This is a genomic window from Methanobacterium congolense, from assembly GCF_900095295.1.
In the GTDB taxonomy this organism is placed as follows: Archaea; Methanobacteriota; Methanobacteria; order Methanobacteriales; family Methanobacteriaceae; genus Methanobacterium_C; species Methanobacterium_C congolense.
The window spans coordinates 201,067-227,019 of sequence record NZ_LT607756.1 but is presented as its reverse complement, the minus strand read 5'-3'; the positions used below and the strand labels follow the sequence as shown (position 1 = coordinate 227,019).

The following is a 25,953-nucleotide window of genomic DNA, read 5'->3' as shown; positions in this document are numbered from 1 at the left end:
TTAACTCGGGAGGATGTCTGGCCTCGACGTGGATAGATACAAAGGAGGGATTGAATGAAGAATTTTTTTGACCTGGAAGGAAAAGTGGCAGTTGTAACCGGTGCTTCAGGCGGTCTTGGAGCAGATGCAGCAAGGGCATATGCACAGGAAGGTGCTGACGTTGCTCTTTTAGCAAGGAGAAAGGAAAGATTGGAATCACTGGCAGAGGAAATTGAATCAACAGGAAGAAAGGCTATTGCAGTTCAATGTGATGTATCTGATGAGGAAAGCGTTAAAAACGCAGTTGATGAAATCATCAAACGCTTCGGAAGGATAGACATCCTCCTGAACAACGCAGGTGTGGCAATTCGTGGTGGTGTATGCGATTTATGCGTTGAAGACTGGGACAAGGGAATGGATGTAAATGTTAAGGGAATCTTCCTGGTTTCAAAACATGTCATTCCTCACATGATCAAGAACAACTACGGGAAAATCGTGAACACCAGCTCCATCAACTCCATAGCAGGTGACAAGGAGGATATGTTCATACGTCACGTTTACAACGCATCAAAGGCAGCTGTTCGCGGTTTAACAATGGGTATGGCATGTTCCTACGGTAAATATGGAATTACAGTAAATGCTGTAGCTCCTGGTCTTTTTGAATCAGAAATGACAGCAGATACACTTTTCAAATCTGAAGAATTCCTGGAAAAATACAGCAGAGTTGTACCACTGGACCGTCCAGCCAAAAAGGGAGAATTAAACGGATCTATCTTGTTCTTCTCATCGGATGCCTCATCATATGTAACTGGACAGACTATCTTCGTTGACGGCGGGTTCTCAATAGTCTGAAAGCATTTTAAAAGGGTTTTAAGAATTTTTAGATATTGTAACATCTAACTTTTTAAGTTCATGTACGATCTAATTTTAAATTTTTCTTTTTTGATTTGACGAGGAAAAATAGTTCGTTCTATAAGATAACATGAAAATATTAACATGAAAATATTTTCTTCTATAAGTTTAATCTTTGAATGGAACATTTCATTCCATAAGTTTTCACCTTTGAATGGAATAATTCCATTATAGGATGAATATTTCATTCTTTATGATGTGAAACCTTTCCTTTTCTAAAAATAAAAATCTAAAAATAAAAAAAGTTAGAGGGATGTTAAGCAAACATTCCCTTGGGTTCATTTTTCTCCTTTTTGTGCTGTTTCAGGGAATATTCCACATCATCCCATGTTACAGTTTCCCTGTCCTCGGATATTGCCTTGTGAAGTGCTACCTTAAGGAGTTTGTCCTTGATATCCCTACCTGACATTCCTTTAGATGCTGCTGTAAGCTTCTTGATATCTGCTTCAACTGGAAGAGGCATGGATTTGATGTAAAGTTCAAGAATTTCCTTTCTTTCATTTTCTTCAGGCAGTACGAATTCTATTTCCTCTTCGAACCTGCTCCTGATTGCGAAGTCCAGTAGGTGGGGGTTGTTGGTTGCACCTATTGTAACAACTCCCTTGTTGTAGTCTATACCGTCCATCTCTGTTAGAAGGGCGTTTACAACCTCTGAAACATCTCCCCTGAGGGACTGGTACTTTCTGTCGAGACCCACTGCATCGATCTCATCTATGAATATGACTGCTGGTGCACAGGCTGAAGCTGCATCGAAGAGTTCGTGTATCTGCCTTGAACCATCACCCACGTGCTCCCCTATGAGGCTTGTAGCCTTGACAAGGAAGAGAGGGACTTGAAGTTCATTTGAAAGGGATTTTGCAAGCATTGTCTTTCCTGTTCCTGGTGTTCCATGGAACAGGACGTTTCTTGGTGCCCATTCCCCGAACTTCTCAGGCTCCTTCAGGTACTTCATTATGATCTTGCACTTGGTCTTGGCACGTTCCTGGCCAATGACATCGGCCATTTTAACGCTGCTTTGAACTTTTTTAACTTCACTGGATTCCTCAAGTTCCATGAGGATGATTGAAGTTTTATCCGTTATCTTGGAGTTATCTGGATGTGCCTTTACTATCTTGAAGGCATAATCTGGTAATAATTTCTGATCGAATATGTAAGAACCTTCTTTAACCACGTAGTCCTCCCACTGTTCCCTTGCATACAGTTCGAAGAGTTCTTTGTTGGATATCTCTATCTTGGGATTTTCAACGAGGTTGCAGAGGAATGGGTATCCAACTGACTGGAGCACAACCACTTTGGCTTCCCTTCCAGGTTCAATTAGATTTGTTGATGTTTTTTTATCTGATACAGATGTATCTGCTACTATATTATTCAGTTTCACTAGGAATACCTACCAATTTCTTTAATTTATGAACGATTATATTGAGTTGATTATAGTTTGGTTCCATGTGGATAAAAGGTTTTTCTTATAGAATTGAAAAAAAGTTTGGGGCTTGAAAAAGTGCAAAAAAAGTAGTGGTAAGAACTGTATTGAAACTATCAACAATTATTCAACACCATGTTCAATATCTATTTCCCGGAGTTTGTTGAGTATTTCTTTTTTTGAAACTGGAACAGAGGGATATTTCCTGAAACTTTCAGGATCTATAAGTAGCTGGTCCTCGAACCACTCATCAGCAGAAGGATAGTCACCTGCAGGCTTGCAGTATTCTTTTTCCTCTAAAAATTCAAACCATGCTGCCCATTCCCCACCGTTGAACCATTCCTCCATCCAGGATATGATATGTGGGACTTCTTTTTCCCTCAGGACCTTCAAACCATCGAAGGTGAGAACGCACCAGTCCTCTGGTGCTCCTGTGATGTAATGGAACTTTTCAGGGTCGAAGTGCTTTACACTGACCCTTACAATTAGGTTATCCTCACCGAACTGGCTTAAACTATCTGCTATCTCAGGGTTTCTGCCAATTTCAATGCCGTTGGTCTCAACTATCATCTTAACATCCCTGCGGCTTAGAACGTAATTCAGAACCTTCTCAAGTTCAGAGTATTTTGAGAGGGGGTCTCCTCCAGATATCCGTGCATACTTGAGATCATGTTTGTCTATGAGTTTTACAAGTTTTTCTCCTATTTCCTCTGCTTCCAAATATTTTCCCGTGTTCCTGTGGTTCTGGGAGTAGCAGTAGATGCAGTTGATGTTGCATTCGCCACAGAAGGCTGTTGCAACACCGCCGTAGAACCTGTTCTTCTGAAAACGATATATTCTGAGTTTTTCCATTAAAATCACCATTTAGATGAAATAATCCTCAAGGGTTCCCTCAACCTTGGCCTTTGATAACTTTGCATATTCAAGTATTTCCCTCGTTGATGCTCCATTTTCACTCATTTCATAGAATGTATTCTCTCCAATGAGCACGTAGTTCCAGAAGGAGTACATTCTATCTTCGGGCCTCAAATCGTTAATTTTATCCACAAAATCAATAGTTGCACGTCTCTTTTGCTGGACATTGGGATTGTTAAGGTCCTTCTCAGCCTTGGTCTCCACAAGGTATACATCCCCTTCTATCCTTGCTATGAAGTCCGGGTAGTAATGTGCTAATAACCCATCCTCACGGATATAAGTTATATGTGCAAAATCATGGTAGTTCTCATTTATTTTGAGATAAGAATCCACAGAGGAGTCATTATCCACGAATTCTATGAACGCCTTCTCAAATCCCCCTTTATTTGATGGATAAGCCAGTTTTTCATAGATGGTCTTTGATACATCCAATGAATAGTTTTCCCTCATCTTTATCTCAGAAACCTCTGAGAAGTAGGTTTTGAGAACTTCTGCTTCACTCACATCCACACTGTTCTGCATCTCGTATATTGCTTTGCTGACGTTTTTCATGATATGGGCAATGATCTTGGATTCAGATAAGAAAAGGATCCTCCAGTTATCTCCACGCATTGGATCAAATTCCTCGTTGAAGAGTTTGTGCCGTATATAATCATCAACAAGTCCTGCTATTTCTGCATTGTTAACCTGCAGCCTTGGGAAAACTTTGTCTTTGCGCCCCACAGGAACCAACATGGATGAAATTCCATTCACAAGCTTAGATATGAACTCATTATAACTTGATGCATTGAAGATATCTGCAGTGACTGAATATTCACCAAAACGTGTTCTAACAGTCACCTCTTCTGAATAAAAGACATCCCCACCCTTTGGAACCAGTTTACTCAGGGTCTCAAGGGGCACTGAGAAGGGCTCCATATCATCAAAGGACAAATCTGCAGGAGCTAGGTTCTCTTCCCTGTCACGGACTATTATCGGCCAGTAAAAGTCATATTTCTCATAGTCTTCCCTTAAACCCACCTTTATTATGTCCCCAAGTATACTCTGTCTGTCTTTAGGGGGGTTTGGATCAACAATAACTGATCCATCATCTACGTACTTCTCGTAGAACTCAATGAATGCGGGGTGTTCCACTATGCTCAATATATCCAAGTAGTTAAGTGGTTTCTCCTTTTTCTCCATTAGTCTTATCCGGTTTTCAGTTTTACTCTCCTGAAATTCTGGTTCACGCCACATCAACCTTAAACCCCTTCCTATGGTCTGTTCAAGGAGAATCGGTGAGGTTGTGGAACGTAAAGGTACAACAACACAAATGTTGTTCACATCAAACCCTTCCCTCAACATTAAAACCGAAACAATAACACGTGGCGTGTCTTTCTTGTCTATGTTGAAGAGTTTTTGCTTAGTTTCAGCCCATTCCTTCTCTGTTATATCACCCTTTCTGTTGGAGTGTATTTCGAGGATGTCCTCTTCTGAGAGACCTTCAGATTTTATTAAAAAGTCCGTTACAAAGGGTGCAACCTTGGTGTCTTCACAAATTATCATCATCTTAGGGTGTTTGTTTGAGAAACCATCTTTATCCGCGGTTAGTTCTACAAATTCCTTTTCTAGTATGTTCAACTTCTGTAAACCTGCTCTGAGCATGATCTTCTGACCGTCTGAGAGTCCAACAACATCTTTTCCATCCCTCAATGCTTTGAAATCCAACTTCATTGTTGCTACTTCTTTCCTTCTATCCAGAGCTATTGTTTTAACCAGTCCCTGCCTTATGGCTGTTTTAAGGTCGAAATTCACCATGACGTGTGGGAAGAAATGCTGAACCCTTTTAGGCCCACTCCCAGTTACATTATAGGGCGTTGCTGAGAAATCTATCTGTACGAATCTGTCCTTCTTGGGTTCGGATATTTTCAGGAGACTTTTCTGCCACTGAACCTCTAAAAATTCCCCTCCCTTCTTGAACTGGTGGATGTGGTGGGCTTCATCGTTGAAAACCACCATGTTTGGGAGATTTTTAAGGTACTCAATTTCCATTCCCCTTAGGTACCGATTGTCAAGTGAGTCCAATGCATTTCCAGCAGTCTTTCCAGGTGCTATTGGTAAAACATCATCCATAACCGATGTGGGATCTTCAATTGGAGATAATTTCTCTGTTTTTTCATCCTCCCCTGCAAGCAGGTGCCAGTTGGTAATGGCAATCATTCCATCACCAGTTACTTTCTTACCTATTTCCTCTTTTTTAACCACGTTTGACTGTATGAAGCCAAATATGGTGTCTTTGTAAGCTGAGGGTATGAAGAGCTTTTCAAACTTCTTGAAATCAGATTCTTCAAAGTTTCTGGTTCCATCAACCTGTTCCTTTCCAAGGAATGCGTCCAGAAGTCTTTCATAAACTATGAGGCCTGGTGCCACTATTAAGAAGTTCTTTGAGAACCTTCCTGAGGGTTGATCTTCATATTTGGCGTTCAAATACTGCCAGATGAGAATTGCGTTCATTACCCATGTTTTACCCGTTCCTGTGGCCATTTTAACTGCATATTTGGGGTGTTTGTACTTCTCAGTTTCTAGATCCTCGAGATCCATTTCCTGGAGAAGTTCAGGGCTTATGGACATATACATATCCATAACATCTTTGACCTTCAGGACTTCATGGAGGTATACGGTGTTCAATATAGCCTGTTTCTGTCCTGAGTGAAAGTTGAAGTTTCTTATGTCGCAGAAGGCATCATTGAACCAGTATCTGAGGAGATCCTGAGTTACAGGTGAAACCTTTTCGATTAGGGAGCCATCTTCCCATGCTTCATTAACTATTGCTGTGAGGTTTCCTGCAAACTGGAGAGGGATGTTTCCAGTTCCCCCTAGGGTTTTTCTGGCCATCTACATAACCTCCAGAACAGTTGCACTCTCAAATCCAAATACATCAACGGCTTTAACACATACCCTTCTTCTCCTATTTTCTTTGGGTATGACAAGCTCAGCTTTCCTTACAACTCTGAATGGGTCGTTGTCATTTGCAACATTCTGCCTGTAATCCTGCCATTTACTCCTGAAGACTTCACCATCGTAATCAGGGTCTATGCTCCAGTACTCAATTAGAGCTAGGGGATCATCAGAAATTACCTTTGCAAGTTTTTCCTGGTTTTTATCATCAAGTGGAAGGGCATCAGGGGATAAAAGAACGTAGTTATCCAATTCAATAGTCATTCTATGGTTTTTACCATCATAATGATCTTCAATTTTAACAGGTTTGACTTTGAGGTATTGAAGTGACGAAAATCTTATCTTCTTAGAGTCTATGAGTTTCTTATATTTAGCCTTGGTCTTGAGTTTATCAAGGAGATCTGGAGGTATAACAAGGACTTCAAGATTTTTATCGTTAAGATTTCTGATTATTTGACCTATGTCTGATACAAAATTCCATCCAAGGACAACAACTTTTTTCCAACCCCCAGCGTATCGGTTCCTGAACTCCTGAGCCCTTTTAAGGGTGTTATAGCCAGTCATCTTTGAGGGTGAATCAACAACCACCAAGGTTCTGGACTGTTTTATATATCCTGCATTGGCTGGAGCTCCCTCGTTTGAAGGAAATGGTGTTGCACCGTAGAGGTTTATTATGACATGGGCCAAGTCCCTGATTGTTCTGAACTCTGACTTTTCGAACTGTTCCTTCTGGTAGTCACCTATTGATTGGAAGATGAATGGGTCTGCATCCTGATCTATGAGACGTTTTCTCGTTATCATGCAAGCGGGTTTGCCAAGATCAGACATGATCCATTTTCTACCGAGTTTTTCTGCGACTGCACCTGTGGTTCCGCTGCCTGCGAAGAAGTCTGCTACAGTTCCATTTTCAGGACATGATGCCTCAATTATTCTTTTTAACAACGCTTCCGGTTTTTGTGTTTGGTAGTTCACACGTTCCTTTTTCATAGCAATACTACCAATCATTTTTATATCATCCCAAACAGTATCCATAGCTATTCCAGGAGATTCATCTAAATACCTTTTATAACGAGGTTTACCCTTTCCTCCATCTGTCGAAGTATAATATCTGCCATTCTCATCTTTTTTAAAAAATTTTTTTATGTAGTCTTTAGAAAAAGGCTTGAAAACCATTTTGAAGTAAGGATCTTTGCTTTTAGAATAGTAATAAATAACTTCATGTTTGTTGTTGAATTTAGTTGCCGTTGGGAGTTGTCTTTCCCCATAATACCAAATTACTTCATTCCTAAAATTATCCTTACCAAAAATATCATCCAAAATAACCTTCAAATAATGCCCAACATGCCAGTCAATGTGCACATAAATAGAACCCTGTTCAGACAGAAGTTCACGCATCAAAACCAGCCTTGGAACCATCATCTGCAGATAACTTGCAGTTCCATCTTTCCATGTGTCTGAATATGCGAACTGTTCAATTGCAGTAGGCCTCTGCTCAATATCTGTTCCAGGAAGATGTATTTTGGTTCTGTAATCAGCTTTAGAATCAAAGGGAGGATCAATGTAAATTAGATCTATTTTACCCCTCATAGAAGGTGTTTCAGCATCTCCTGCAAGCAGTGCTTGCATTGCAAGAAGGTTATCCCCATAGATCAACCGATTTTGAAAACCAAAGTGTGTGTGTGTAGGGCTTTCTTCTTTTATCTTGCCCCTGTAAAGATCTGCACTATCTTTGGCTGGTAGTACCAGCTCATTTGTCTGTAGGGTTACCCTTGAAGATTTAGAGAGTCCATCCAATATTCTTTGGGCTTCCTTTTTTCCCTGCTTCACTATCTTTGGTAGTTCTTCTATCAACGATTCTGGCATTTCACATCCCCTTTTCATTACAATTTTAATATAGGTTTTTAAATATCTACACTATAATTGTCATGCTTTTAATTAAAATTAACTATTTCTCTTTCGATTTAAAGGAGCAATATTTAAGAAATGGATAATAAAAAGTAAAGAAGTAATGATGTTTCATCGTGTTAAATAACATTAAAACATAAAGTATGGAGGAAATGAAATGGAGATAAAAGGAGTCACACATCCAGTACCAACGGAATATGCCAAAAGAATTTATAATGAAAGTAAAAGTGTTTTTATTGGAAAAAGATCGCTTCGAAAAGCTAAAAAAGGTTCTAAATTTATCATTTATGAATCTCAAGGTGCAAGGGCTTACACTGGATGGGCAGATGTTATTTCAATAGAAAAGATGAAACCATCATCCATTTCACGGAAATATAAAAATCAGATGATACTTACACCAGAAGAACTCAAGGAATATGCAAAAAATAGGGCAGAAATGAATGTAATAGTTTTTGAAAACTTTGAAAAATTCCAAAAACCTGTTGTACCTAAGAGGTTCATTTCTGTTGGTGGTAAATACATTTATGAAACTGAATTCAACATGATAAAGAAAAATAAGGATTAGATATTACTTCCTAAAACCTCATCATAAACCCCCTTCATAACCAGGGCATCCCTATCCCTGAGTGGTGTTTCACATATCATGGTGATGTTCCAGCCGTTCTCAGCAACAATCTCCATGAGGGGTTCCAGTGGTGGGCCGTAATCCTCTTCCATGAGGGTGTGATGTTTCCTCTCACCCTTATCCGTGTACTCAATGCTTGTGAAGTGGCTGTGGAGGGTTTTAAGGCCCAGCTCATCCTCAAGTTTCGTGAATATCCTGCTGTAGTCATCCTTACCTTTTATGCAACCGTTGTTTCGTGCGTGAACATGGGCAAAGTCCACTGTGGGTTCCACGTAGTCGAAGGAGCTGCAGATCTCTATGATCTCATCCAGGCTTCCAAGCTGGGACTTCTTACCAGTTGTTTCAGGGGCCAGGTTGTAATCATTCACACCCTGTGCTTCCAGTTCCTCTTGTATAATGGTTATGGAGTTTTTACAGCGCTCCATTGCCTCTTCAGGTGTGTAGGTTGTGTAGAAACCCGGGTGAAACACTGTTCTGTAGGCTCCCATCCACTCTGAGGCACTGGCTGCCTGCACCAGCCTCTGGATCGATCTTTCCACCACGTCGTCCTTGTTTGAGGAGAGGTTCACGTAGTAGGGTGCGTGCATTGAAACCAGCACGTTGCTCTCATCTGAATCCATTTTAAGTTCTATGGCAGATTTCTCTGATATCTTTACTCCGTAGGTTGCCTGGTACTCGTAGGCATCAAGTCCTATGGATCTTATGTAACTGCAGGCCATGTTTGCATTGCCGTTGTAATCCACAGGCCTTCCTGCTGGTCCGAATTTAACGTAAGACATTCATTCCATCCTCTTTACGGTTTTTAATTGATGATTGAATTATTTATAAAGATTGATTTATAAAAAAATTATTTTGCATTTTAAATTTGGAATTTTAATATTTAACGTTCCTATTTTTAAATTATTTCTTTAAATTATTCTTTTAAAGCTATTTTTGTACTTTAAATAATTTTTAATAATTATGTTTTCTTTTTAAATTTTTTAAGTTTCTTTTAATTTTTAATTCTTTAAAAACAAGATGAAAAATAAGGAAAAAAAGATTTTGATGAAATATTCCATGTTTTAAATGTAAAGAGTTACCCTAAACTATTTTATTCCCCTTAAATCGTCGGATCCTTCAAATAATTTTAAATTTAATCCATTAAGGTTACTCCTCAATCTTAATATCGTTGTAGGCTGAAACTGCAGCCACCGCACCCTCTGCACAGGCAACAACCAACTGTTTCACACCACCGGTCACATCCCCTGCAGCGTAGACCCTGTGGACGTTGGTTTTCTGATCCTTGTCAGTTACAATGTAACTTGCAGCATCCACCTCTGCTCCCAGTTCAACTGCAAGCTGGCTTGAAGGTGTTTCACCGATTGCTATGAAGACTCCGTTTACAGGGATCTCCTCGTCAACGTCCCTGACCCTGTCGTGGATTACGACACTTTTAAGGACTGTATCTCCCTTTATCTCCTTCACCACCGAGTTCCAGATTATTGGCACTCCCTCCTTCTCAAGCTTCTCCTGGAGGTACCTCTGTGCCCTTAGTTCGTCCCTTCTATGTACCATTTTGACCTTGCAGCCTATGTCCTTGAGGTGCAGGGCGTGTTCTGCTGCGGAGTTACCCCCTCCAATCACCAGAACCTCCTTGCCCCTGAAGAACATGCCGTCGCAGATGGAACAGTAGGATATTCCCTTTCCAATGAATTGCATCTCACCTGGAACTCCAAGTTCCCTGTACTTGGTTCCTGTGGCTATTATAAAGGCCTTTGCAGAGTACTCGTTCTTATCTGTGCGTACAACGATCCTCTCTGGTGTTTTCTCAACAGATTTTATCTCTTCAGATTCCCTTATCTTAGCGTAGTAGGATGCCTGTTCACCTATCTTCTTCAGAAGTTCCATTCCTGTGATGGATTTGAAGGCAGGAAAGTTCATGACCAATGGTGCTGTACTTCCCATACCTCCTTTAAGGGCTTTTTCAAGTACAAGTGCTTTCAGTCCATCCCTTCCAGCGTATATTCCTGCCGTGAGCCCTGCAGGTCCTGCACCTGCTATTACAACATCATATTCTTCCATAAAACACCAACTCCTAATTTCAAGTCATTCAACTGAAGTAATCCATGGAACCTATTCAACTACGTTTAAATCCTTACATGCAAAGTTACCTAAAAAAGTGGATCCAAGAGATCACATAAATTTTATTGGTTCTTACATTAACTCTGGAGTTTATCCCTCAAAAGTTTATTCACAAGTTTGCCGTCGGCCTTACCCTTGAGCTGCTTCATGGCCATGCCCATGAGGGGGCCCATTGCACCTATTCCACGCTCTTCAACCATTTTAGCATTTGAAGAAACTATTTGAGCGATTATTTTTTCAACATCATTCTCTGAGAGCATCACTAGGTTCAAATTCTTTGCTGCTTCCTCTGGAGATGGTTCACCGTCACAGACACCAATCAGTACTTCTTGAACTGCTTCTTTGGTTATCTTACCATCCGAAACCATGTTAAATGTGTTTTTGAGGCACCCGATGTCGAGTTTGGATATGTCCTTTCCGTCACGTTTGAGTTCTTTGAGGGTGTAGGCGAAGGTTGAAGCCACTGTTGTTGAATCAACATCCGTTGATGCCATGACCTCTTCAAAGTCGTCTGCCCTGTTTCTTCGCACGAGCTGGTGTGCAAGGTCCTGGCTCAAACTGTACTCCTTAATGATCCTTGCCTCCTTATCATCTGGAAGCTCAGGTAGGTTGGATTTTATTTCCTCAAGGTAGTCCCTGTCTATGATCTGGAGGGGTATGTCTGTTTCAACGTACATCCTGCTTGCAGTTGGCAGTGGCCTGAGGTATTCCGTGTTTGCATCATCACGCGCCTTCCTTGTTTCCTCGGGCACCCCAATTATTGCTGTTTTTGCCCTTCTTATAACCTCAAGAAGTGCGTTTCTTGCCTTTTCATCCTCATCTGCAACTAGTATGAATGCATCCTCTTCCTGAAGATCCAGAAATGTTCTGACTGATTCAACCTCTTCTTGAGTTATTCCGTAGGCTGGAAGTTCGTCCGTGTGGAACAGTCCAGATACTCCCATTTTCTTGGCGTATCCTGCGAGTTCAGTCCCGAAACGTCTTCCGGGCTGTACTTCAACTCCTATAAGTCCTGCAAATCCCTTAAACTTTATTGCAAGGACACTGCCGTTCTCAAGTGCCTTTGATATGATCTTGGACTCAGTTCCCTGGAAGAGTTCTTTTACGTCATATATCTCATCCATGACCTCTGCATTTCTTCTCTGGAGTTCGTCCCTTATTTCAATGAGTTTTATCTGGCGGGTAACCTCGTTTTCAACCATGGTTGGCATGAGGTCCAGGTCCTGAACACCCTTGATCTCAACACGTGCCCCCTCACTTATTGATATGTTCAGGTCCTGACGTATGGTTCCAAGTCCCCTTTTAACCTTTGTACTCCGGAGTACCTGCCCAATCTGGTATGCAACATCCCTTACCTGTTCTGGGTGTTTCATTGATGGATCCGTTGTTATCTCAACGAGTGGAATTCCCAGCCTGTCCAGTCTAAATACCACATGGCCCTTCTTCTGACCTATCCTTCTTGCTGCATCCTCTTCAAGGCAGAGGTTTTCAATTTTAACCCGTCCATACTCGGTGTCCATGTAGCCGTCGGTGGCAACGAGCCCTGTTCTTTGAAAACCTCCGGTGTTACTTCCGTCAATAACCTGTTTTCTCATGGTGTGGAACTCATCAACAACTGCCATGTTCAGGAGTGAAGATAGTATTAAAGCTATTTCAAGTGCTTCGCTGTTGAGGGGGTGTGGTGGTTCTTCATCTGATTCAACGAGGCATGTGTCATGTTTGTATGCTTCGTATGTGAACTGAAGCTTCCTCCGGGATTCCTCATAGGCTGCCCTGTCTATCATTCCCAGTTCGCTCTGTGTGGGTCTGAGAGTCCTCATGAGTTTGTACTCTGGCTTTTTGTCCTGTAGTTCACAGGGACATGGACAGAATAGTTTTTGTGATGTGTTAAGCTGTTGGTGTATTTCAAGACCCATTTTAAGGCCTAATTTTTCATAATCCATTGATTATCACCTTTATATTCATTATCCTTTGATTCTAGATTTGCCTTGATTACAATTGCTTTGATTGTAAGATTTGATGAAAATATTGAGTTGGAATTGCTATTAAAGGGTATTTTTTGATGAAAATTCTTGATACTGATGATCAGAGCAGGAAGTAGTCCCTTGATGAGAGAACCTCCATCTCACCCCGTAGGTTGGTCTGCATGATACTTTTTACCTCTTCAAGCTTGTCTGTCTGACCAAGGGCCCAGATTAGCTTTACATAGGCTGTTTCAGGCAGCATGTCCCCTGCAGATATGACTCCTGCTGATACTAGCCTTCTACCTGTGCTGTAGACGTTCATGTTCACCCTTCCGTAGAGGCACTGGGAGCTCATCACAACTGGAACTCCGCTGTCGGTTGCCCTTTCAACTGAGGGTATTAGGTAGTCTGGACAGTGCCCAAGTCCTGTTCCCTCTAGAACTATTCCCCTGTAACCCTTGTCAAGGTGGTAGTCTATGATATCCCCTGAGATACCAGGGTAGCTCTTTATGAAGGCCACATTTTCTTCCAGTTCATCCCTGAGTTCCACTTCTCCTTCTCCACGTTTTTTGTAGTCCACGTTTGGCTGGATCTTAACCCTGTTTTCCTGGATCTTGGCTATTGGCTGGGTGTTTATGCTGCGGAAGGTGTCCCTTCGTGAGGTGTGCATCTTCCTGACCTTGGTTCCCCTGTGGAGGTATGCGTAGGAGTCGTCCTCTGTTGCGTGCATGCAGACTGTGACCTCTGCAACGTCGGATTTTGCTGCTGCAACTGATGCCATGAGGTTCCAGAATGCATCGGAGGATGGTCTGTCTGAACTCCTCTGAGCACCTGTTATCACAACTGGAACCTGTGTGTCAAGCATGAAGCTCAGGGCTGCTGCTGTGTAGTGCATGGTGTCTGTTCCATGGGCGATGACAACACCATCTGCACCGCCAGTTATTTCATCTGCCACGGATCGTGCTGATTTTATCCAGTAGTCAGGTTTCATGTTTTCACTGAGTATGTTGAGTATGGCCTCTCCACGGATGTTTGCATGGTCTGCAAGCTCAGGTGTTGCCCTCAGGAGGTCGTCTGCTGTGAAAGCAGGATGAACTGCCCCAGTTTTGTAGTCTATCACCGATGCAACTGTTCCACCTGTGGATATAATGGATATGTCCTGTTTTTTGTTGTCTGGTTCCACTTCAAGGGGTGGAAGTTCTATCTTGGGTTTTTCACCCCTCTGGATGAGTTCCACCTCTGCTCCATCTATTCCAACTCCCACGTTGTATCCACTTGGAAGCTTCAAAACCAAGTGCTTGTCATCTGCATCCTCTGCCCTGTCAAGGAGCATCCCCTCGTAGGATATCTCTTCTTTGGTTACGCGAATTGTATCCCCTACTGATATTCCCTGTGATTCTAAAAATTGTTTTGCAACGCCGTTGTAGCTCATTGAATCCCTCATTTATTTTTATAGTCATGATTTTCTTTAATTTTTATAAATGGAACAATTATTATGGAATTGATTTTTTTTAATCCTTCAAATAGAATTTTTTTTATGGATTTTTATAAAGAATTGGAACTATTATAAGAATTATTTATGAGAATTACTTTAAGTTATTATAAGGAGTAACCTGTGATTTTTTAAAAATTCACAAATTTATTCCCTTTCAATTTTTGTATTCACTCCTCGTAACAAGAGCCAATAAATCACTAGTTTATGGTTAGTTCAATCTAGGATAAAACTTTTATAATGTCCTTTTAGAATCAAGGGTTCAGACCATTAAACACAGGGTCCATTGTTAAAACAAACTGCCTTTGATTGAAAGTCATGGAAATCGATCTGAAGAGTAGTATGCAAGTAACAGAATCCAGAATGCGTATGAAATTCCTGTAAACCATTCAAAAATTGGAGTTGATGGATTTGTGTTTAGAATGTAAAAAATTATCAGCAAAACATCCATTGAAATGGGAATCATACCATAGTAGGCCAGTTTTTTGAGTTTTAAATCCTTCCTGAGGTTGTAGTTCATCAGGATCAGAAAGAGGAGTGACGATAGAAAGAATGCTGCTGAAAAGAGTCCGTGCAATGAAGGACTGTCTTCAGAAAATAAGCCAACCATTACGAGTGAAAATCCAGAGGCGAATCCTGCTATCTGTGAGTATAAGAGAACTCTTTTGCTGCAGACGGCTCTGGAGTAGGTTGTGTTGAGGTAAAAACAGAATACAACAAAAAGGGATCCTGCAACCACACAGCCCATGTTGAAGAGAAATGCCCCGCGGGGATTGTAGAAACTGCTTCCAAGGTCGCTTATCCAGTTTACAAGAGGATTAATATGTCCTGGGAATTTTAGGACTGCTGCAGTCATGAAAACTGCCATGGCTAGCACTGCAGCCATCCCTGTAAAACGTATCATCTGGAACTTCAAGTTTTGAGTTTTTTGAGTCAAAAAGCCCACGAACCTGTGCAGTGATTTCAAATGTCCAGTTATGATTTAATTAAATCTTGATTGAAATCATTTAACTTTGATTAAAATCATTAAAAATTATTCATCCTTCAATTTACTCATCCTTTAATTCGATTTCAACACCAACAGGACAGTGATCTGAACCCATAACTTCAGGCAATATGAACGCCGAGCTTACGTGGGGCATGAATTCCCTGTTCACAAAGAAGTAGTCAAGACGCCAGCCAACGTTCCTCTCCCTTGCCCTTGTCCTGTAGCTCCACCAGGTGTACTGACCCTCATCATCATTGAACTCCCTGAGGGTGTCTGCATAGCCCTGGGCAAGGAATTTGTCTATCCATGCCCTTTCCTCAGGCAGAAAACCTGATATCTTTTCATTTTCCTTTGGTCTGGCCAGGTCGATCTCTTTGTGGGCGGTGTTCACGTCTCCACAGGCAACTATGTTTTTACCCTCTGCCCTGAGTTTTTCTGCATGTTCAAGGAATGCATCGTAGAATTCCATCTTGTAGCGAAGCCTTTCCTTGGACATCTTACCGTTGGGGAAGTAAACGTTATAGAGTACAAAATCCCCGTAGTCTGCAATGATGGTTCTTCCTTCAAGGTCGAATTTATCGATTCCAAATCCGTATTCAACCTTTTCAGGTTTTATGCGTGTGTAGATGGCCACTCCACTGTAACCCTTCCTCTCTGCCTCGCCGAAATAGGTCTGGTAACCATCGAATTCCCTTATATCACGTGGCACCTGTTTTCTCGTGGCTTTGGTCTCCTGCACACACAGAATATCCGGTTTTTCCTCTTCAAACCATTCACGAAAACCTTTCTTGTGCACAGCCCGTATTCCATTAACGTTCCAAGATAGAATTCTGATCTTTTCCATTTCAATTCCTCTGATTCATTACAGCTCCCTGATTGGACCTTCGATGCATTTAATGTGTCATAAATTTTGATATTAATTTTTATGGACTGAATCCTATAAGAAATTGTTCATGTCCCACACAGGATCATTCACAAAGAAATTGTCTCGATAAAATTAAATTTTTTGATAGAATTAAATGTCGTGTCTTGAACTGTCTTTAAATAATTACATTAAAAAAGTAGGTTAGATAAGAATAATTTTTTTAAAAAGGGCTTAAAAACTCTTAAAAATAAAAAATAAGTGTTTAAAATAATAAAAATTAAATAGTAAAAATCTCAAATGAACTGAAAAAAATGAGTTAAATAGAAATTAAAAGAGAAAAATCGTTAAAGATTTTCCTCTGCCCATTTTGCCCCAGCTTCAAGTATTTTAATGTTGATTGGGACGAGTTTTGGCTTTTTAGCGAAGGTGTGCTTTACTGCATCCTTGTAATCATCCTCTGAAAGGTCTGTGGATGCTACTTTCATGAGAACACCAAGCATTGCAGTGTTTGCAGCTTTGGCAACCCCTTCCTTTTTGGCAATTTCAAGGGCCGGGACCCCTATTGCCCTAACACCTTCTGGAGCTTTAAATTCACCTATTTCAACATCATAGAGTATGACCCCCCCCTTTTTAACCCTGTCTGCGAATTTTTCAAGGGACGGCCTGTTGAGGGCCACAAGGGCATCGTAGCTGTAAACAACTGGTGAGCTCACAGTTTGCCCAGATATGACCACTGTACAGTTGGATGTTCCTCCACGCTGTTCTGGTCCGTAGGATGGGTACCACGAAACATGACGCTGGGCGTTGCATCCTGCCTGGGCAATTATGAGTCCCATACTGAGAACTCCCTGTCCTCCGAATCCTGAAACCTTAACTGTTCTGGTTTCAAAGTCTGGATCATCCAGTGCCTCCAGTGCACTCTCACTCTCAACATCGAAGATCTTGTCAAGGGATTCCTTGGAGAAGTCACTTTCATCCCTGCATAGGGGTTCAGATTCTTTGATCTTGTCCCTGAAGTTTGCAAGTGGGAACTCCACTTCCATCTGCTCGTTCAAGAAGTTTTCTGCACCTTCTGCATCCTGTTTAAGGTTGGTTGGACATGGTGATAGTACTTCAACGAATGCATAGCCTTTTTTGTCCCTCTGTACCTCAAGGGCTTTTTTAACCGCCCTTTTTGCCCTTCTTATGTGGGATGGATCCGAAAGTGAAACCCTTTCTATGAATACCGGTGCTTTGAGGTTGTCAAGGAGCTCGCACATGTGGAGTGGGTAGCCTGCAAATCTTGGATCCCTTCCGTTCTGGCAGGTAACTGTTTTTTCACCTATAAGGGTTGTTGGTGCCATCTGTCCACCGGTCATTCCATAGACTGTGTTGTTTATGAAGAATACGGCCATTTTTTCCCCACGGTTTGCTGCCTGGATGGTTTCGTTCAGGCCTATGGATGCAAGGTCCCCATCTCCCTGGTACAGCATGACAATTGAGTCCTCTTCTGCCCTTGATATTCCTGTTCCTACTGCTGGTGCCCTTCCATGTGCTGTCTGAACGTTTCCACAGTCGAAGTAGTAATATGCGAAGACTGCACAGCCAACTGGGCTGGTCATTATTGCCCTGTCCTGGATTCCAAGTTCGTCTATTGCCTCTCCTATGAGTTTGTGGAGGATTCCATGACCGCAGCCTGGACAGTAGTGGGTTGCTGTGGGTGCACTGCCCCCTTTCCTTGGGAATTCATCCAGTAAGGATTTGGGTTTTCCTATGACTTTCATGGTAACGTCTTCACTCTCAGAGGTGTTTGTTCCCTGGTTTTCTGCCATTTTACTCACCTCCTCCAATATCGTTTTCAGTGCTTCCTTTAATTTTACCTGCAGCTTCCATTATCCTGTTCATTATACTGTCCCTGTCCATGAGGTTTCCACCCATCCTGTTCACAAGTTCCACAGGACGTTTGCATCCCACTGCAAGTCTTATATCATCGGCCATCTGGCCGTTGCTCATTTCAACAGATATGAATGTGCATTCACGTTCGTCCGCTATTTTTTTAAGTTCATCCTTTGGGAATGGGAAGAGTGTTTTGGGTCTGAAGAGTCCTACCTTCATTCCCTGGCTTCTTGCAAGTTCAACTGCAGATCTTGCTATTCTACTGCTTATTCCATAGGCAACCAGGATGATCTCGGCATCCTCCATTTGGTACTCCTCGAAGTCCACCTCATTTGCTTCCATTTCAGCGTACTTCTCTTGGATCCTGTAGTTGAAATCCTCTAGCTGGTCGAAGTCAAGGAATATGGAAGTTACGAGGTTTTCCTTGGTTTCAGCGTTACCGCATACAGCCCATGATGTGTCTATACCGGGTTTCACTGCTTCTTCAGGGAAGTGCAGTGGCTCAACCATCTGCCCGAGAACTCCGTCTGCAAGGACTATCACAGGGTTGAGGTATTTCTCTGCAAGGTCAAAGGCCTTGGCTGTGAAGTCACACATCTCCTGGACTGAGTTAGGTGCAAGGACTATGTTCTTGTAGTTTCCATGTCCTCCTCCCTTGACTATCTGGTTGTAGTCTCCCTGTTCAGGCCCTATGTTTCCAAGGCCTGGTCCTGCCCTTACAATGTCCACTATAACACATGGGAGTTCTGCTCCTGCAAGGAATGATATTCCTTCCTGTTTTAAGCTTATACCTGGACCTGATGATGCTGTCATGACTCTGTGGCCTGTTGATGCTCCACCGTAAACCATGTTTATTGCTGCTTCCTCTGATTCTGCCTGAACGAATTTTCTTCCCACCATTGGGAAGTACTTTGAGGCTTCGTGGAGGATCTCCGTGGCTGGTGTTATGGGGTATCCGAAGTAGCAGTCACATCCTGCATACATTGCCCCTATTATAACGGCTGTATTTCCCTTAACGAGCTGCGTTGCCATTTAGCTTCCCTCCCTTTCTCTTCTTCTTCATTCTTTTCTTTATCCTTCTTGGGTACGTGTACCTCTATTGCAAGGGGTTCTGGGCAGGTGTAGTAACAATCTCCACATCCTGTGCATCCTTCACCCTTGTAAACTGCGTAGCGGTATCCTCTTTCATTGATGTCATCACTCATCTCTAAAACACCCCTTCTGCATGCTAAGACACATCTTCCACATGCCTTGCATTCCAGGGCGTTGATAACAGGATAAGGCTCCTTTTTTTGAATCTTTCGAGACATGATATCAAACTTCTTTGGTTGATTTTAGTTTTTAAGGAATTTTTTTACTGTAATTTAAGTTATTTTTTTTAATATTATTTGAATTCTTGTTATTTATTCTAATGTTGTTTAAATTCTTTTTTAAATTAATTTAATAATTTTAAATTTTATTCAATTGGCCTGAATAACGTTAAAACCTATTTCAAACACACAATGAATTTATTAAAATAAATAATTAAAGGTCACTTGATAAGGGTTGTTCCATCTAACCATTCATAAGCATTTAATCTTAAAAATGGAATTAAAGGGTTAAGTAACCTCCTAATCCACTGAACGATCATCCCTGGTTTTCCATGTCCTTTGCCCTTATCTCCACACGCATTATCTTTCCGCTGATGGTCTTTGGAAGTTCATCAACGAATTCAACAACACGTGGATACTTGTAGGGAGCTGTAACACCTTTAACATGGTTTTGAATCTCTTTTTTAAGTTCTTCTGATGCTTCATATCCCCTGGCAAGTACTATGGTTGCCTTTACAACCTGTCCCCTTACTGGGTGGGGCACGCCTGTTATTGCACATTCAAGCACGGAGGGATGGGATATCACTGCACTTTCCACTTCGAAGGGCCCTATTCTGTAACCTGAACTTTTGATTATATCATCGTTACGTCCAACGAACCAGAAGTAGCCATCTTCATCCTTCCAGGCCGTGTCTCCTGTGTGGTAGTAACCTTCATGACAGGCTTCCCTTGTCTTCTCAGGGTTGCGGTAGTAACCTGTGAAAAGTCCCAAAGGTCTGCCATTATCTATTTTGAAGCATATTTCTCCTTCTTCTCCCACATCACAGGGTTTTTCTTCCTTGTCAAGGAGTACCAACTCGTAACCAGGGGATGGTTTTCCCATTGAACCTGGTCTGGGTTTGATCCATGGGAAGTTGGCGATTGCAGCAACAGTTTCTGTCTGACCGAATCCCTCCCTCAGTTTCAAACCTGTGAACTCGTAGAAACGGTTGTAAACCTCTGGGTTCAATGGTTCACCTGCAGTGACTGCATATTTAAGGGTTGAGAAGTTGTACTCTGAGAGGTCTTCCTTTATTAGGAACCTGTAGATGGTTGGTGGGGCACAGAAGGTTGTTACCCCATGTTTCGATGCTTTATCCAACATATGAGCAGCGTCGAATCTGTCGTAGTCGTAGATGAAGACTGCGCTTCCTGCAATCCACTGTCCGTAGATCTGACCCCATAGGGCTTTTCCCCATCCTGTGTCTGCAACTGTGTAGTGCAGTCCGTCTTCCATAACTCTTTGCCAGTACTTTGCTGTGATTATATGACCAAGAGGGTAGGTGTAGCTATGGTTAACCATTTTAGGAAGTCCTGTGGTTCCTGATGAGAACAGTCCAAATGAGAGATCATCTGCCTTGGTTCCATCTTCTCCAGTTGGCCTTTCAAATTTTGGTGAAGCTTTTTCAATACCTTCACGGAGGTTGAACCATCCCTCACGTTCCCCACTGCCTACGAATGCCTTCAGGAGTTTGATGTCCCCTAGTTTTTCATGGGCCCTATCGAAGTAGTCTGGAACGTTGTTTTCCTCTATGCAGATGGCCATGGTGATACCTGCATTCTCTATCCTGTAGGTTATGTCCTTGGTTTTCAGCATGTGGGTTGCAGGAATTGCTATTGCCCCTAACTTGTGCAGGGCCAGGAGGCAGAACCAGAACTCATACCTGCTTTTAAGGGTTAAGATTACCCTGTCTCCCTTTTTTATTCCACATTCCCTTAGGAAGTTGGCTGTTTTGTTACTGTAGTCTTTAAGGTCCTTGAAGGTGAAGATCCTATCTTCATCATCGTTACACCAGACAAGCCCCACTTTGTCAGGGTACTTGTCGGCGTACTCATCAACAACGTCAAATGCGAAGTTGAAGTTTTCAAGGTATTCCACCTTGAAGTTACTCTTAAAATCTTCGTACGATTCGAATTCTGTTTTTGGAAGGAATTTGTTCAGTAAAGATGACATGAATACACCACATTATAATTTCTGTTTATTGAATGAAATTAGATGAAATTTTAAGAACCTAACAGATAATTAGAGGCCCTTTTATTTAATTGGAAAAATTTTTTTAAGTTAAATCGATTGTTCTAAGTTAAATCCATAGTTTTAAACACTTTTAAGTGAATTTTTAATGAATTTATAAGTTTTATCCCCTTTAACGTATCGATATTACACAACGGGATATTTACAATATTATTGCAAGGAACTTCGCAGTTTTATTGTTCAAAGCTTCCATTGCATGTTCATATGTTGAATCAAAGAACACTGAGTCCCCTTCTTCAAGCACGATCTCGTTTTCATGGATGTAAAGCTTCAGGGAACCTTCAATGATGTAGTTGAACTCCTGTCCCGGATGTGAGTTCGTTGAAGGTTTTTCACCATCTTCTCTAGGCTCCACAGTTACCACAAAGGGCTCTGCCTTTTTATGGATGAACTTCTCTGCCAGGTTCTCGTACTTGTACTGTTTTCGTCTTTCAACACGCACACCCTTTCCCTTACGTGTTACAGCAAATATGTGCATTCTTGTTTCTTCACCAGTCAGTAAAAGTCCCATGTCCACGTTCAACTTGTTGGCTATTTCGTAAAGAATACTTGCAGGAATGTCTGAGATTCCCTCTTCGTACTCGATGTAAATTTCTACTGGTATCTTAAGATGATCTGCCATTTCTTCCTGGCTGATTTCAGAAAGTTCTCTTAACTCTGAAATACGCAGAGCAATTTCTTTCATTTTCTCGTTCATTTAAACCCTCATTTGATCTCAAAATAATGATTGTGAATGTCGTTAAATAGCATGGTTGCTGGTTTGTGTTTGGTGTACATAGTATATTTTTTTAATCATGAAAGTATTGTGGTTTGAAACCTCAATTCAAAAACCAGTGCCTATTTAAGTATAAATTGTAATGATTGTTAATGACAATTTATTCCAGATTCTAATATATATAACCATCGTTTAGATCATCACATCAATTGAGGGTTTCAATAGTTTTAAGATTCCACCAGTTTAAAAAAAATCAGTTTGTAAAATGAATCAACATAGATTGACAATTAAATTAACTCCAAGGATCATAAATAGTAACGGAGGTTTTTAAATGGATCTAAAACTGAAGATGGTTAAGGTGGATGTTCCAGCAGAGTGTAACATCATACTAGGACAGAGCCACTTTATAAAAACTGTTGAAGATATTTATGAGGCTATTTTTAACACCGTGCCGCAGGCAGAATTTGGAATTGCATTTGGCGAAGCTTCAGGTGACTGCCTTGTGAGATGGGCAGGTAACAACCCTGAACTGGTTGAACTAGCCCGTGAAAAGATGCTTGAACTTGCATGCGGACATGCGTTTATCATCTACCTCAAGAACGCATTCCCCCTGAACATCATCCAGCGCATCAAAAGCGTGCCTGAAGTTGTGAACCTTTTCTGTGCAACTGCAAATCCAGTTGAAGTTATAATCGCTGAAACAGAACAGGGAAGGGGAATAATGGGAGTTATTGATGGTTTCAAACCTGCTGCAATTGAAGATGAAGAGGATATCAAGGGAAGGCAGGAGTTTCTGAGGAACATAGGCTACAAATTCTAGGATTTGGGGGATTTTCACCTTCAATCCAAGAGAATTTATACTTTCGGCTCCAAATATATTACACAATGGTTTTCATTAGGGGACATCTCAAAATGGATGTGAATCCCTTGAATGAACTTGGAATGGTTGAAAGGTATTGTGAGGGTTTAAAAATGGTTGAATCAACAGTGATATTTTGTAGAGGCCGTGAAAATAAAAAAGAATCCGAATACAAGCTTGAAGTAGATGATGAATACGTATCCATTAAGGACCGGGGTCAGGGCACATGGACCATAAACCTTAGGGGTTCCAAGGAATCTTTAACTCCCATGTATGAATTCTTTGATAATGTAATGGACATGGAACCTCTGACCATGAACATAGCAGGTACTGGGGAAATTCAGCACTACTTCAGGGGCATTTCAGATATACAAGAAGAAAATGAGGGAACCTACAAGTTTGGAGTTACGCTGCAGCTTCTAAAAAAATCAGTCTGAAGCAACGTACTTTTCGAATATTGCAGGAATCTCGTTGGGATGCTCAAACACGAATGTGTTCTCCATATCCTGCAGGTTTTTAACGTGTTGAGCATCCTCACGTGTTATTTTAAGTTCCAGATCACGGCCGTTAGGCAGTTTAGTGGTTGTGATTCCCTCTCTAAAATCTGTGGGCATTACGTAGATGGGTGTGGAAGTTTTTTGGCCCATTATAGCTGCATTTGTAAGGAGAGTGTCTGCTATACGCAGGGATATCTTCGCAACTGTGTTTGATGTTGCAGGGGCAAGCAGCAGGAATTCAAAGTTTCCCATCTGTATCTGCCCAGCTAAAAATGGTGCGTTAGCATTTATTTCAGTCCATGTTTTGTCGAACATCGTTTCAAGGGTGTTTGAAAGGTTGTAATACTTGAGAACCTGATCTCCAGCCTTGGAAACGTAGACACGTATATCAAATTCTTTTCTGTACTCACTCTTCATCTCCTCCATGATCTCAACTGTTTCCTCTATCTTCTCACCACTTCCTGTTATTCCCCACGCAACTCTCCTTCGTTTCCCCTTGACTATCATAACAAATCTTATGTTTTTATTAGGATAAATTTTTTATTAAGATAAATTTATTTTCCAATAAAACAGAATAAATTGAATCAACAGTTTTTGAATATTTAATCATCAATTTTATAAAAGAAGTTATAATGAATATTAAAAACATTCATGGCTTAGAGGAATTGGATTTAAAGGAATTTGATGGTGATTGAAATCGAAGCAAAAGAGAATGAGAAAACAAGTAACATCAAAGAAAAGGTAGAGAAACCTGAAAAAATCGAAACCTGCTACCTCTGCAACAAGAAGTTCGATATGAACAAGGATGATTACAGCCATTACAAGTACGATAAGTACCCAATGTGTGATTACTGTTCCCAGTTTTACGGTTTCTACGATGAATGAACTCATAACCAATTTTATTGATTTTTATTGGATACTGTAGAAAAAAGAGGGAATATTTAAAAGTTAAAAAGTAGAAAAATGAGTTAATTTTATTTTTAACCCTTCAACTGTTCTTTAACCAGAGATATTCCCCATTCAGCCATATTCCTGGCATCTTCAGGTTTCTGGGCCTCTGCAAAGCATCTGAAGATTGGTTCTGTTCCAGATGGTCTTATTATAACCCATCCGTCCTCTGTGAATATCTTAACACCATCGGTTGTGTCAACCTCGTGCTCACTTGTGGCCTCTGCTATCTTCTCCATAACCTCAACCTTACGGTCGTCAGGACATTCCACCTTCATCTTCTCTGAACAGTAGGCAGGAAGTTCAGCTATGAGTTCTGATAGGGGTTTGCCTTCCTTTGCAATTGTTTCAACTATCTTGGCTGTTGAAAGGGCTGCATCCCTTCCGTAAACGAAATCTGGGAATATTAATCCCCCGTTTTCTTCTCCACCAAAGAGCCCATCCCTGTTTTTAAGCTCCCTTGCAACTACTAAGTCTCCAACCTTTGTTGCAACAACTTCACCGCCGTACTCCTTTGCTATATCGTAAATTGCTGTGGAGGTTGCAACTGTTGTTACTATAATTCCTCCACCTGCCTGTTTGAGCATCTGCTTTTCAACCAGTGCAAAGGTTTTATCACCAAAGACGAAGTCTCCATTTTCATCTATGCATATGGTCCTGTCTGCATCACCGTCGTGTGCTATTCCAAGGTCTGCACCTGTGGCCTTAACAACATCTATGAGTTCTTTAAGGTTGTCTGCAGTTGGTTCGGGGTTTCTTCCGGGGAAAAATCCATCTGGCTGGCAGTTCATGGTTGTGACTTCACATCCGAGTTTTCTGAGGAGGTATGGTGTTGTGAAGCATGCTGCACCGCTTCCACAGTCTACTATGACCTTGAGATTTGCAGATCCTATTGCTTCAGCATCAACACGTTCTATGACATTTTCTATGTACTCGTCGATGATTCCACTGTTTTCAAGGACTTCATCTATCTCGTTCCATGCCACCCTGTCTGGGTTTTCATCAAAGAACATGTCTTCTATCTTTTCTTCCATGTCCTCTGCTATTCCTATTCCATATTCATCAACGAACTTTATTCCGTTGTACTTTGGTGGGTTGTGGGATGCTGTTATCATCACTCCACCATCGTAGTATTTTCTAACTGCAAATTGGACTGCAGGGGTGGGTAATACTCCAAGATCAACCACCTGACAACCTGAAGAGAGGAGTCCTGCTATCACTGCATGTTTTATCATTACTGTGGATGTTCTGGTGTCCCCACCAACAGCAACCTTACCCTTAACAAGTGTTCCGTAGGCAGCTGCAAGTTTTGATGCAAATTCTGGTGTTAATTCTTGGTTAGCAATTCTTCTAACTCCAAAAGTTCCGAATAATCGTTTCATGATTTTTCACTTCCTGATATGGATTCTAAAAAGATCAGTATAAAACTTGGTTTACAACTTGAATTTCTAGTTATGATGTGTAAGCTAATTGTGTATGTAGTTTTAGTACCTTTCAGTATAAATTCATTTCAAGGTGCCTATTTATTGAATAGAGTTTTATTGAATAAAATTCC

Annotated in this window: 22 protein-coding genes; 5 read left to right on the top strand and 17 right to left on the bottom strand. The window is 41.2% G+C overall.

Annotation, left to right across the window (positions count from 1 at the left end; genetic code table 11):
* The first annotated feature begins 54 nt into the window (after nt 1–54).
* Complete coding sequence (locus MCBB_RS01025) at nt 55–831, top strand: SDR family NAD(P)-dependent oxidoreductase (protein ID WP_071905869.1); 777 nt, start codon at nt 55–57, stop codon at nt 829–831.
* Nucleotides 832–1,147: 316 nt separating this feature from the next.
* On the opposite strand, the gene MCBB_RS01020 is transcribed toward MCBB_RS01025, so the two are convergent.
* The 4 genes from MCBB_RS01020 to MCBB_RS01005 all read right to left on the bottom strand — a co-directional run bounded on the left by MCBB_RS01020 (nt 1,148) and on the right by MCBB_RS01005 (nt 8,026).
* The gene (locus MCBB_RS01020) at nt 1,148–2,269 is read right to left on the bottom strand and encodes an AAA family ATPase (RefSeq protein WP_071905868.1); all 1,122 of its coding nucleotides are present in this window, start codon (nt 2,267–2,269) and stop codon (nt 1,148–1,150) included.
* Between the two features lie 165 nt (nt 2,270–2,434).
* Nucleotides 2,435–3,163 carry a radical SAM protein gene (locus MCBB_RS01015; protein WP_071905867.1) on the bottom strand — a complete coding sequence of 243 codons (729 nt, stop codon included), beginning with the start codon at nt 3,161–3,163 and terminating at the stop codon, nt 2,435–2,437.
* 12 nt (nt 3,164–3,175) lie between these two features.
* The gene (locus tag MCBB_RS01010; protein WP_071905866.1) at nt 3,176–6,100 is read right to left on the bottom strand and encodes a DEAD/DEAH box helicase; all 2,925 of its coding nucleotides are present in this window, start codon (nt 6,098–6,100) and stop codon (nt 3,176–3,178) included.
* Nucleotides 6,101–8,026, bottom strand: coding sequence for a site-specific DNA-methyltransferase (locus tag MCBB_RS01005; protein ID WP_071905865.1), 1,926 nt, complete (start codon nt 8,024–8,026; stop codon nt 6,101–6,103).
* A gap of 199 nt (nt 8,027–8,225) precedes the next feature.
* Here MCBB_RS01005 and MCBB_RS01000 point away from each other — a divergent pair, with 199 nt between their 5' ends.
* Nucleotides 8,226–8,633 (top strand): DUF365 domain-containing protein, encoded by a 408-nt coding sequence (locus MCBB_RS01000; protein ID WP_071905864.1) that lies wholly within the window; start codon nt 8,226–8,228, stop codon nt 8,631–8,633.
* On the opposite strand, the gene MCBB_RS00995 is transcribed toward MCBB_RS01000, so the two are convergent.
* From MCBB_RS00995 to MCBB_RS00945, 11 genes are all read right to left on the bottom strand, one after another.
* The gene (locus MCBB_RS00995; RefSeq protein ID WP_071905863.1) at nt 8,630–9,472 is read right to left on the bottom strand and encodes a TIM barrel protein; all 843 of its coding nucleotides are present in this window, start codon (nt 9,470–9,472) and stop codon (nt 8,630–8,632) included. The genes MCBB_RS01000 and MCBB_RS00995 overlap by 4 nt on opposite strands.
* A 367-nt stretch (nt 9,473–9,839) precedes the next feature.
* Nucleotides 9,840–10,754: an FAD-dependent oxidoreductase gene (locus MCBB_RS00990; protein WP_071905862.1), complete on the bottom strand. Its 915-nt coding sequence runs from the start codon at nt 10,752–10,754 to the stop codon at nt 9,840–9,842.
* 137 nt (nt 10,755–10,891) lie between these two features.
* A complete protein-coding gene (gene gatE / locus MCBB_RS00985) occupies nt 10,892–12,757 on the bottom strand; it encodes a Glu-tRNA(Gln) amidotransferase subunit GatE (RefSeq protein ID WP_071905861.1) in 1,866 nt (621 codons plus the stop codon).
* 142 nt (nt 12,758–12,899) lie between these two features.
* Entirely contained in the window at nt 12,900–14,210 is a 1,311-nt protein-coding gene (gene gatD, locus MCBB_RS00980; protein WP_071905860.1) for a Glu-tRNA(Gln) amidotransferase subunit GatD, read from the bottom strand.
* Nucleotides 14,211–14,586: 376 nt separating this feature from the next.
* Nucleotides 14,587–15,207: a DUF998 domain-containing protein gene (locus MCBB_RS00975; protein WP_145975987.1), complete on the bottom strand. Its 621-nt coding sequence runs from the start codon at nt 15,205–15,207 to the stop codon at nt 14,587–14,589.
* A 112-nt stretch (nt 15,208–15,319) separates the two neighbouring features.
* Entirely contained in the window at nt 15,320–16,102 is a 783-nt protein-coding gene (locus tag MCBB_RS00970; RefSeq protein ID WP_071905858.1) for an exodeoxyribonuclease III, read from the bottom strand.
* Between the two features lie 365 nt (nt 16,103–16,467).
* Nucleotides 16,468–17,934 (bottom strand): 2-oxoacid:acceptor oxidoreductase family protein, encoded by a 1,467-nt coding sequence (locus MCBB_RS00965; protein WP_071905857.1) that lies wholly within the window; start codon nt 17,932–17,934, stop codon nt 16,468–16,470.
* Between the two features lies 1 nt (nt 17,935).
* Nucleotides 17,936–19,030 carry a 3-methyl-2-oxobutanoate dehydrogenase subunit VorB gene (locus tag MCBB_RS00960; protein ID WP_071905856.1) on the bottom strand — a complete coding sequence of 365 codons (1,095 nt, stop codon included), beginning with the start codon at nt 19,028–19,030 and terminating at the stop codon, nt 17,936–17,938.
* Nucleotides 18,991–19,308 (bottom strand): 4Fe-4S dicluster domain-containing protein, encoded by a 318-nt coding sequence (locus MCBB_RS00955; protein ID WP_071905855.1) that lies wholly within the window; start codon nt 19,306–19,308, stop codon nt 18,991–18,993. The genes MCBB_RS00960 and MCBB_RS00955 overlap by 40 nt, the downstream gene beginning before the upstream one ends.
* Nucleotides 19,309–19,624: 316 nt before the next feature.
* Nucleotides 19,625–21,301, bottom strand: a complete 1,677-nt coding sequence (locus tag MCBB_RS00950) for an AMP-binding protein (RefSeq protein WP_071905854.1) — start codon at nt 21,299–21,301, stop codon at nt 19,625–19,627.
* A gap of 220 nt (nt 21,302–21,521) precedes the next feature.
* A complete protein-coding gene (locus tag MCBB_RS00945) occupies nt 21,522–22,076 on the bottom strand; it encodes a helix-turn-helix domain-containing protein (protein WP_071905853.1) in 555 nt (184 codons plus the stop codon).
* A 349-nt stretch (nt 22,077–22,425) separates the two neighbouring features.
* Between MCBB_RS00945 and MCBB_RS00940 the strand changes: the two genes are divergently transcribed.
* Together MCBB_RS00940 and MCBB_RS00935 are read left to right on the top strand one after the other, a co-directional pair.
* Nucleotides 22,426–22,914: an adenosine-specific kinase gene (locus MCBB_RS00940; RefSeq protein ID WP_071905852.1), complete on the top strand. Its 489-nt coding sequence runs from the start codon at nt 22,426–22,428 to the stop codon at nt 22,912–22,914.
* A gap of 92 nt (nt 22,915–23,006) precedes the next feature.
* Nucleotides 23,007–23,390 (top strand): hypothetical protein, encoded by a 384-nt coding sequence (locus MCBB_RS00935; RefSeq protein WP_145975986.1) that lies wholly within the window; start codon nt 23,007–23,009, stop codon nt 23,388–23,390.
* On the opposite strand, the gene afpA is transcribed toward MCBB_RS00935, so the two are convergent.
* Nucleotides 23,382–23,957 carry an archaeoflavoprotein AfpA gene (afpA, locus tag MCBB_RS00930; protein ID WP_071905850.1) on the bottom strand — a complete coding sequence of 192 codons (576 nt, stop codon included), beginning with the start codon at nt 23,955–23,957 and terminating at the stop codon, nt 23,382–23,384. The genes MCBB_RS00935 and afpA overlap by 9 nt on opposite strands.
* Before the next feature lie 177 nt (nt 23,958–24,134).
* On the opposite strand from afpA, the gene MCBB_RS00925 reads away from it, so the two are divergent.
* Complete coding sequence (locus MCBB_RS00925; protein ID WP_071905849.1) at nt 24,135–24,335, top strand: hypothetical protein; 201 nt, start codon at nt 24,135–24,137, stop codon at nt 24,333–24,335.
* Nucleotides 24,336–24,430: 95 nt separating this feature from the next.
* Here the strand turns inward: MCBB_RS00925 and glmM are convergent, their stop codons facing one another.
* The gene (gene glmM, locus MCBB_RS00920) at nt 24,431–25,780 is read right to left on the bottom strand and encodes a phosphoglucosamine mutase (RefSeq protein ID WP_071905848.1); all 1,350 of its coding nucleotides are present in this window, start codon (nt 25,778–25,780) and stop codon (nt 24,431–24,433) included.
* Nucleotides 25,781–25,953: the final 173 nt, after the last annotated feature.

What these genes read in the sequence shown, in the direction of transcription:
- MCBB_RS01010 (WP_071905866.1), bottom strand. Translation starts at nt 6,100, where the DNA reads ATGGCCAGAAAAACCCTAGGGGGAACTGGAAACATCCCTCTCCAGTTT.
- afpA (WP_071905850.1), bottom strand. Translation starts at nt 23,957, where the DNA reads ATGATAGTCAAGGGGAAACGAAGGAGAGTTGCGTGGGGAATAACAGGA.
- gatE (WP_071905861.1), bottom strand. Translation starts at nt 12,757, where the DNA reads ATGGATTATGAAAAATTAGGCCTTAAAATGGGTCTTGAAATACACCAA.
- MCBB_RS00925 (WP_071905849.1), top strand. Translation starts at nt 24,135, where the DNA reads ATGGTGATTGAAATCGAAGCAAAAGAGAATGAGAAAACAAGTAACATC.
- MCBB_RS01005 (WP_071905865.1), bottom strand. Translation starts at nt 8,026, where the DNA reads ATGCCAGAATCGTTGATAGAAGAACTACCAAAGATAGTGAAGCAGGGA.
- MCBB_RS00950 (WP_071905854.1), bottom strand. Translation starts at nt 21,301, where the DNA reads ATGTCATCTTTACTGAACAAATTCCTTCCAAAAACAGAATTCGAATCG.
- gatD (WP_071905860.1), bottom strand. Translation starts at nt 14,210, where the DNA reads ATGAGCTACAACGGCGTTGCAAAACAATTTTTAGAATCACAGGGAATA.
- MCBB_RS00940 (WP_071905852.1), top strand. Translation starts at nt 22,426, where the DNA reads ATGGATCTAAAACTGAAGATGGTTAAGGTGGATGTTCCAGCAGAGTGT.
- MCBB_RS00965 (WP_071905857.1), bottom strand. Translation starts at nt 17,934, where the DNA reads ATGGCAGAAAACCAGGGAACAAACACCTCTGAGAGTGAAGACGTTACC.
- MCBB_RS00970 (WP_071905858.1), bottom strand. Translation starts at nt 16,102, where the DNA reads ATGGAAAAGATCAGAATTCTATCTTGGAACGTTAATGGAATACGGGCT.
- glmM (WP_071905848.1), bottom strand. Translation starts at nt 25,780, where the DNA reads ATGAAACGATTATTCGGAACTTTTGGAGTTAGAAGAATTGCTAACCAA.
- MCBB_RS01025 (WP_071905869.1), top strand. Translation starts at nt 55, where the DNA reads ATGAAGAATTTTTTTGACCTGGAAGGAAAAGTGGCAGTTGTAACCGGT.
- MCBB_RS00990 (WP_071905862.1), bottom strand. Translation starts at nt 10,754, where the DNA reads ATGGAAGAATATGATGTTGTAATAGCAGGTGCAGGACCTGCAGGGCTC.
- MCBB_RS01015 (WP_071905867.1), bottom strand. Translation starts at nt 3,163, where the DNA reads ATGGAAAAACTCAGAATATATCGTTTTCAGAAGAACAGGTTCTACGGC.
- MCBB_RS01000 (WP_071905864.1), top strand. Translation starts at nt 8,226, where the DNA reads ATGGAGATAAAAGGAGTCACACATCCAGTACCAACGGAATATGCCAAA.
- MCBB_RS00955 (WP_071905855.1), bottom strand. Translation starts at nt 19,308, where the DNA reads ATGTCTCGAAAGATTCAAAAAAAGGAGCCTTATCCTGTTATCAACGCC.
- MCBB_RS00935 (WP_145975986.1), top strand. Translation starts at nt 23,007, where the DNA reads ATGGATGTGAATCCCTTGAATGAACTTGGAATGGTTGAAAGGTATTGT.
- MCBB_RS00960 (WP_071905856.1), bottom strand. Translation starts at nt 19,030, where the DNA reads ATGGCAACGCAGCTCGTTAAGGGAAATACAGCCGTTATAATAGGGGCA.
- MCBB_RS00945 (WP_071905853.1), bottom strand. Translation starts at nt 22,076, where the DNA reads ATGAACGAGAAAATGAAAGAAATTGCTCTGCGTATTTCAGAGTTAAGA.
- MCBB_RS00995 (WP_071905863.1), bottom strand. Translation starts at nt 9,472, where the DNA reads ATGTCTTACGTTAAATTCGGACCAGCAGGAAGGCCTGTGGATTACAAC.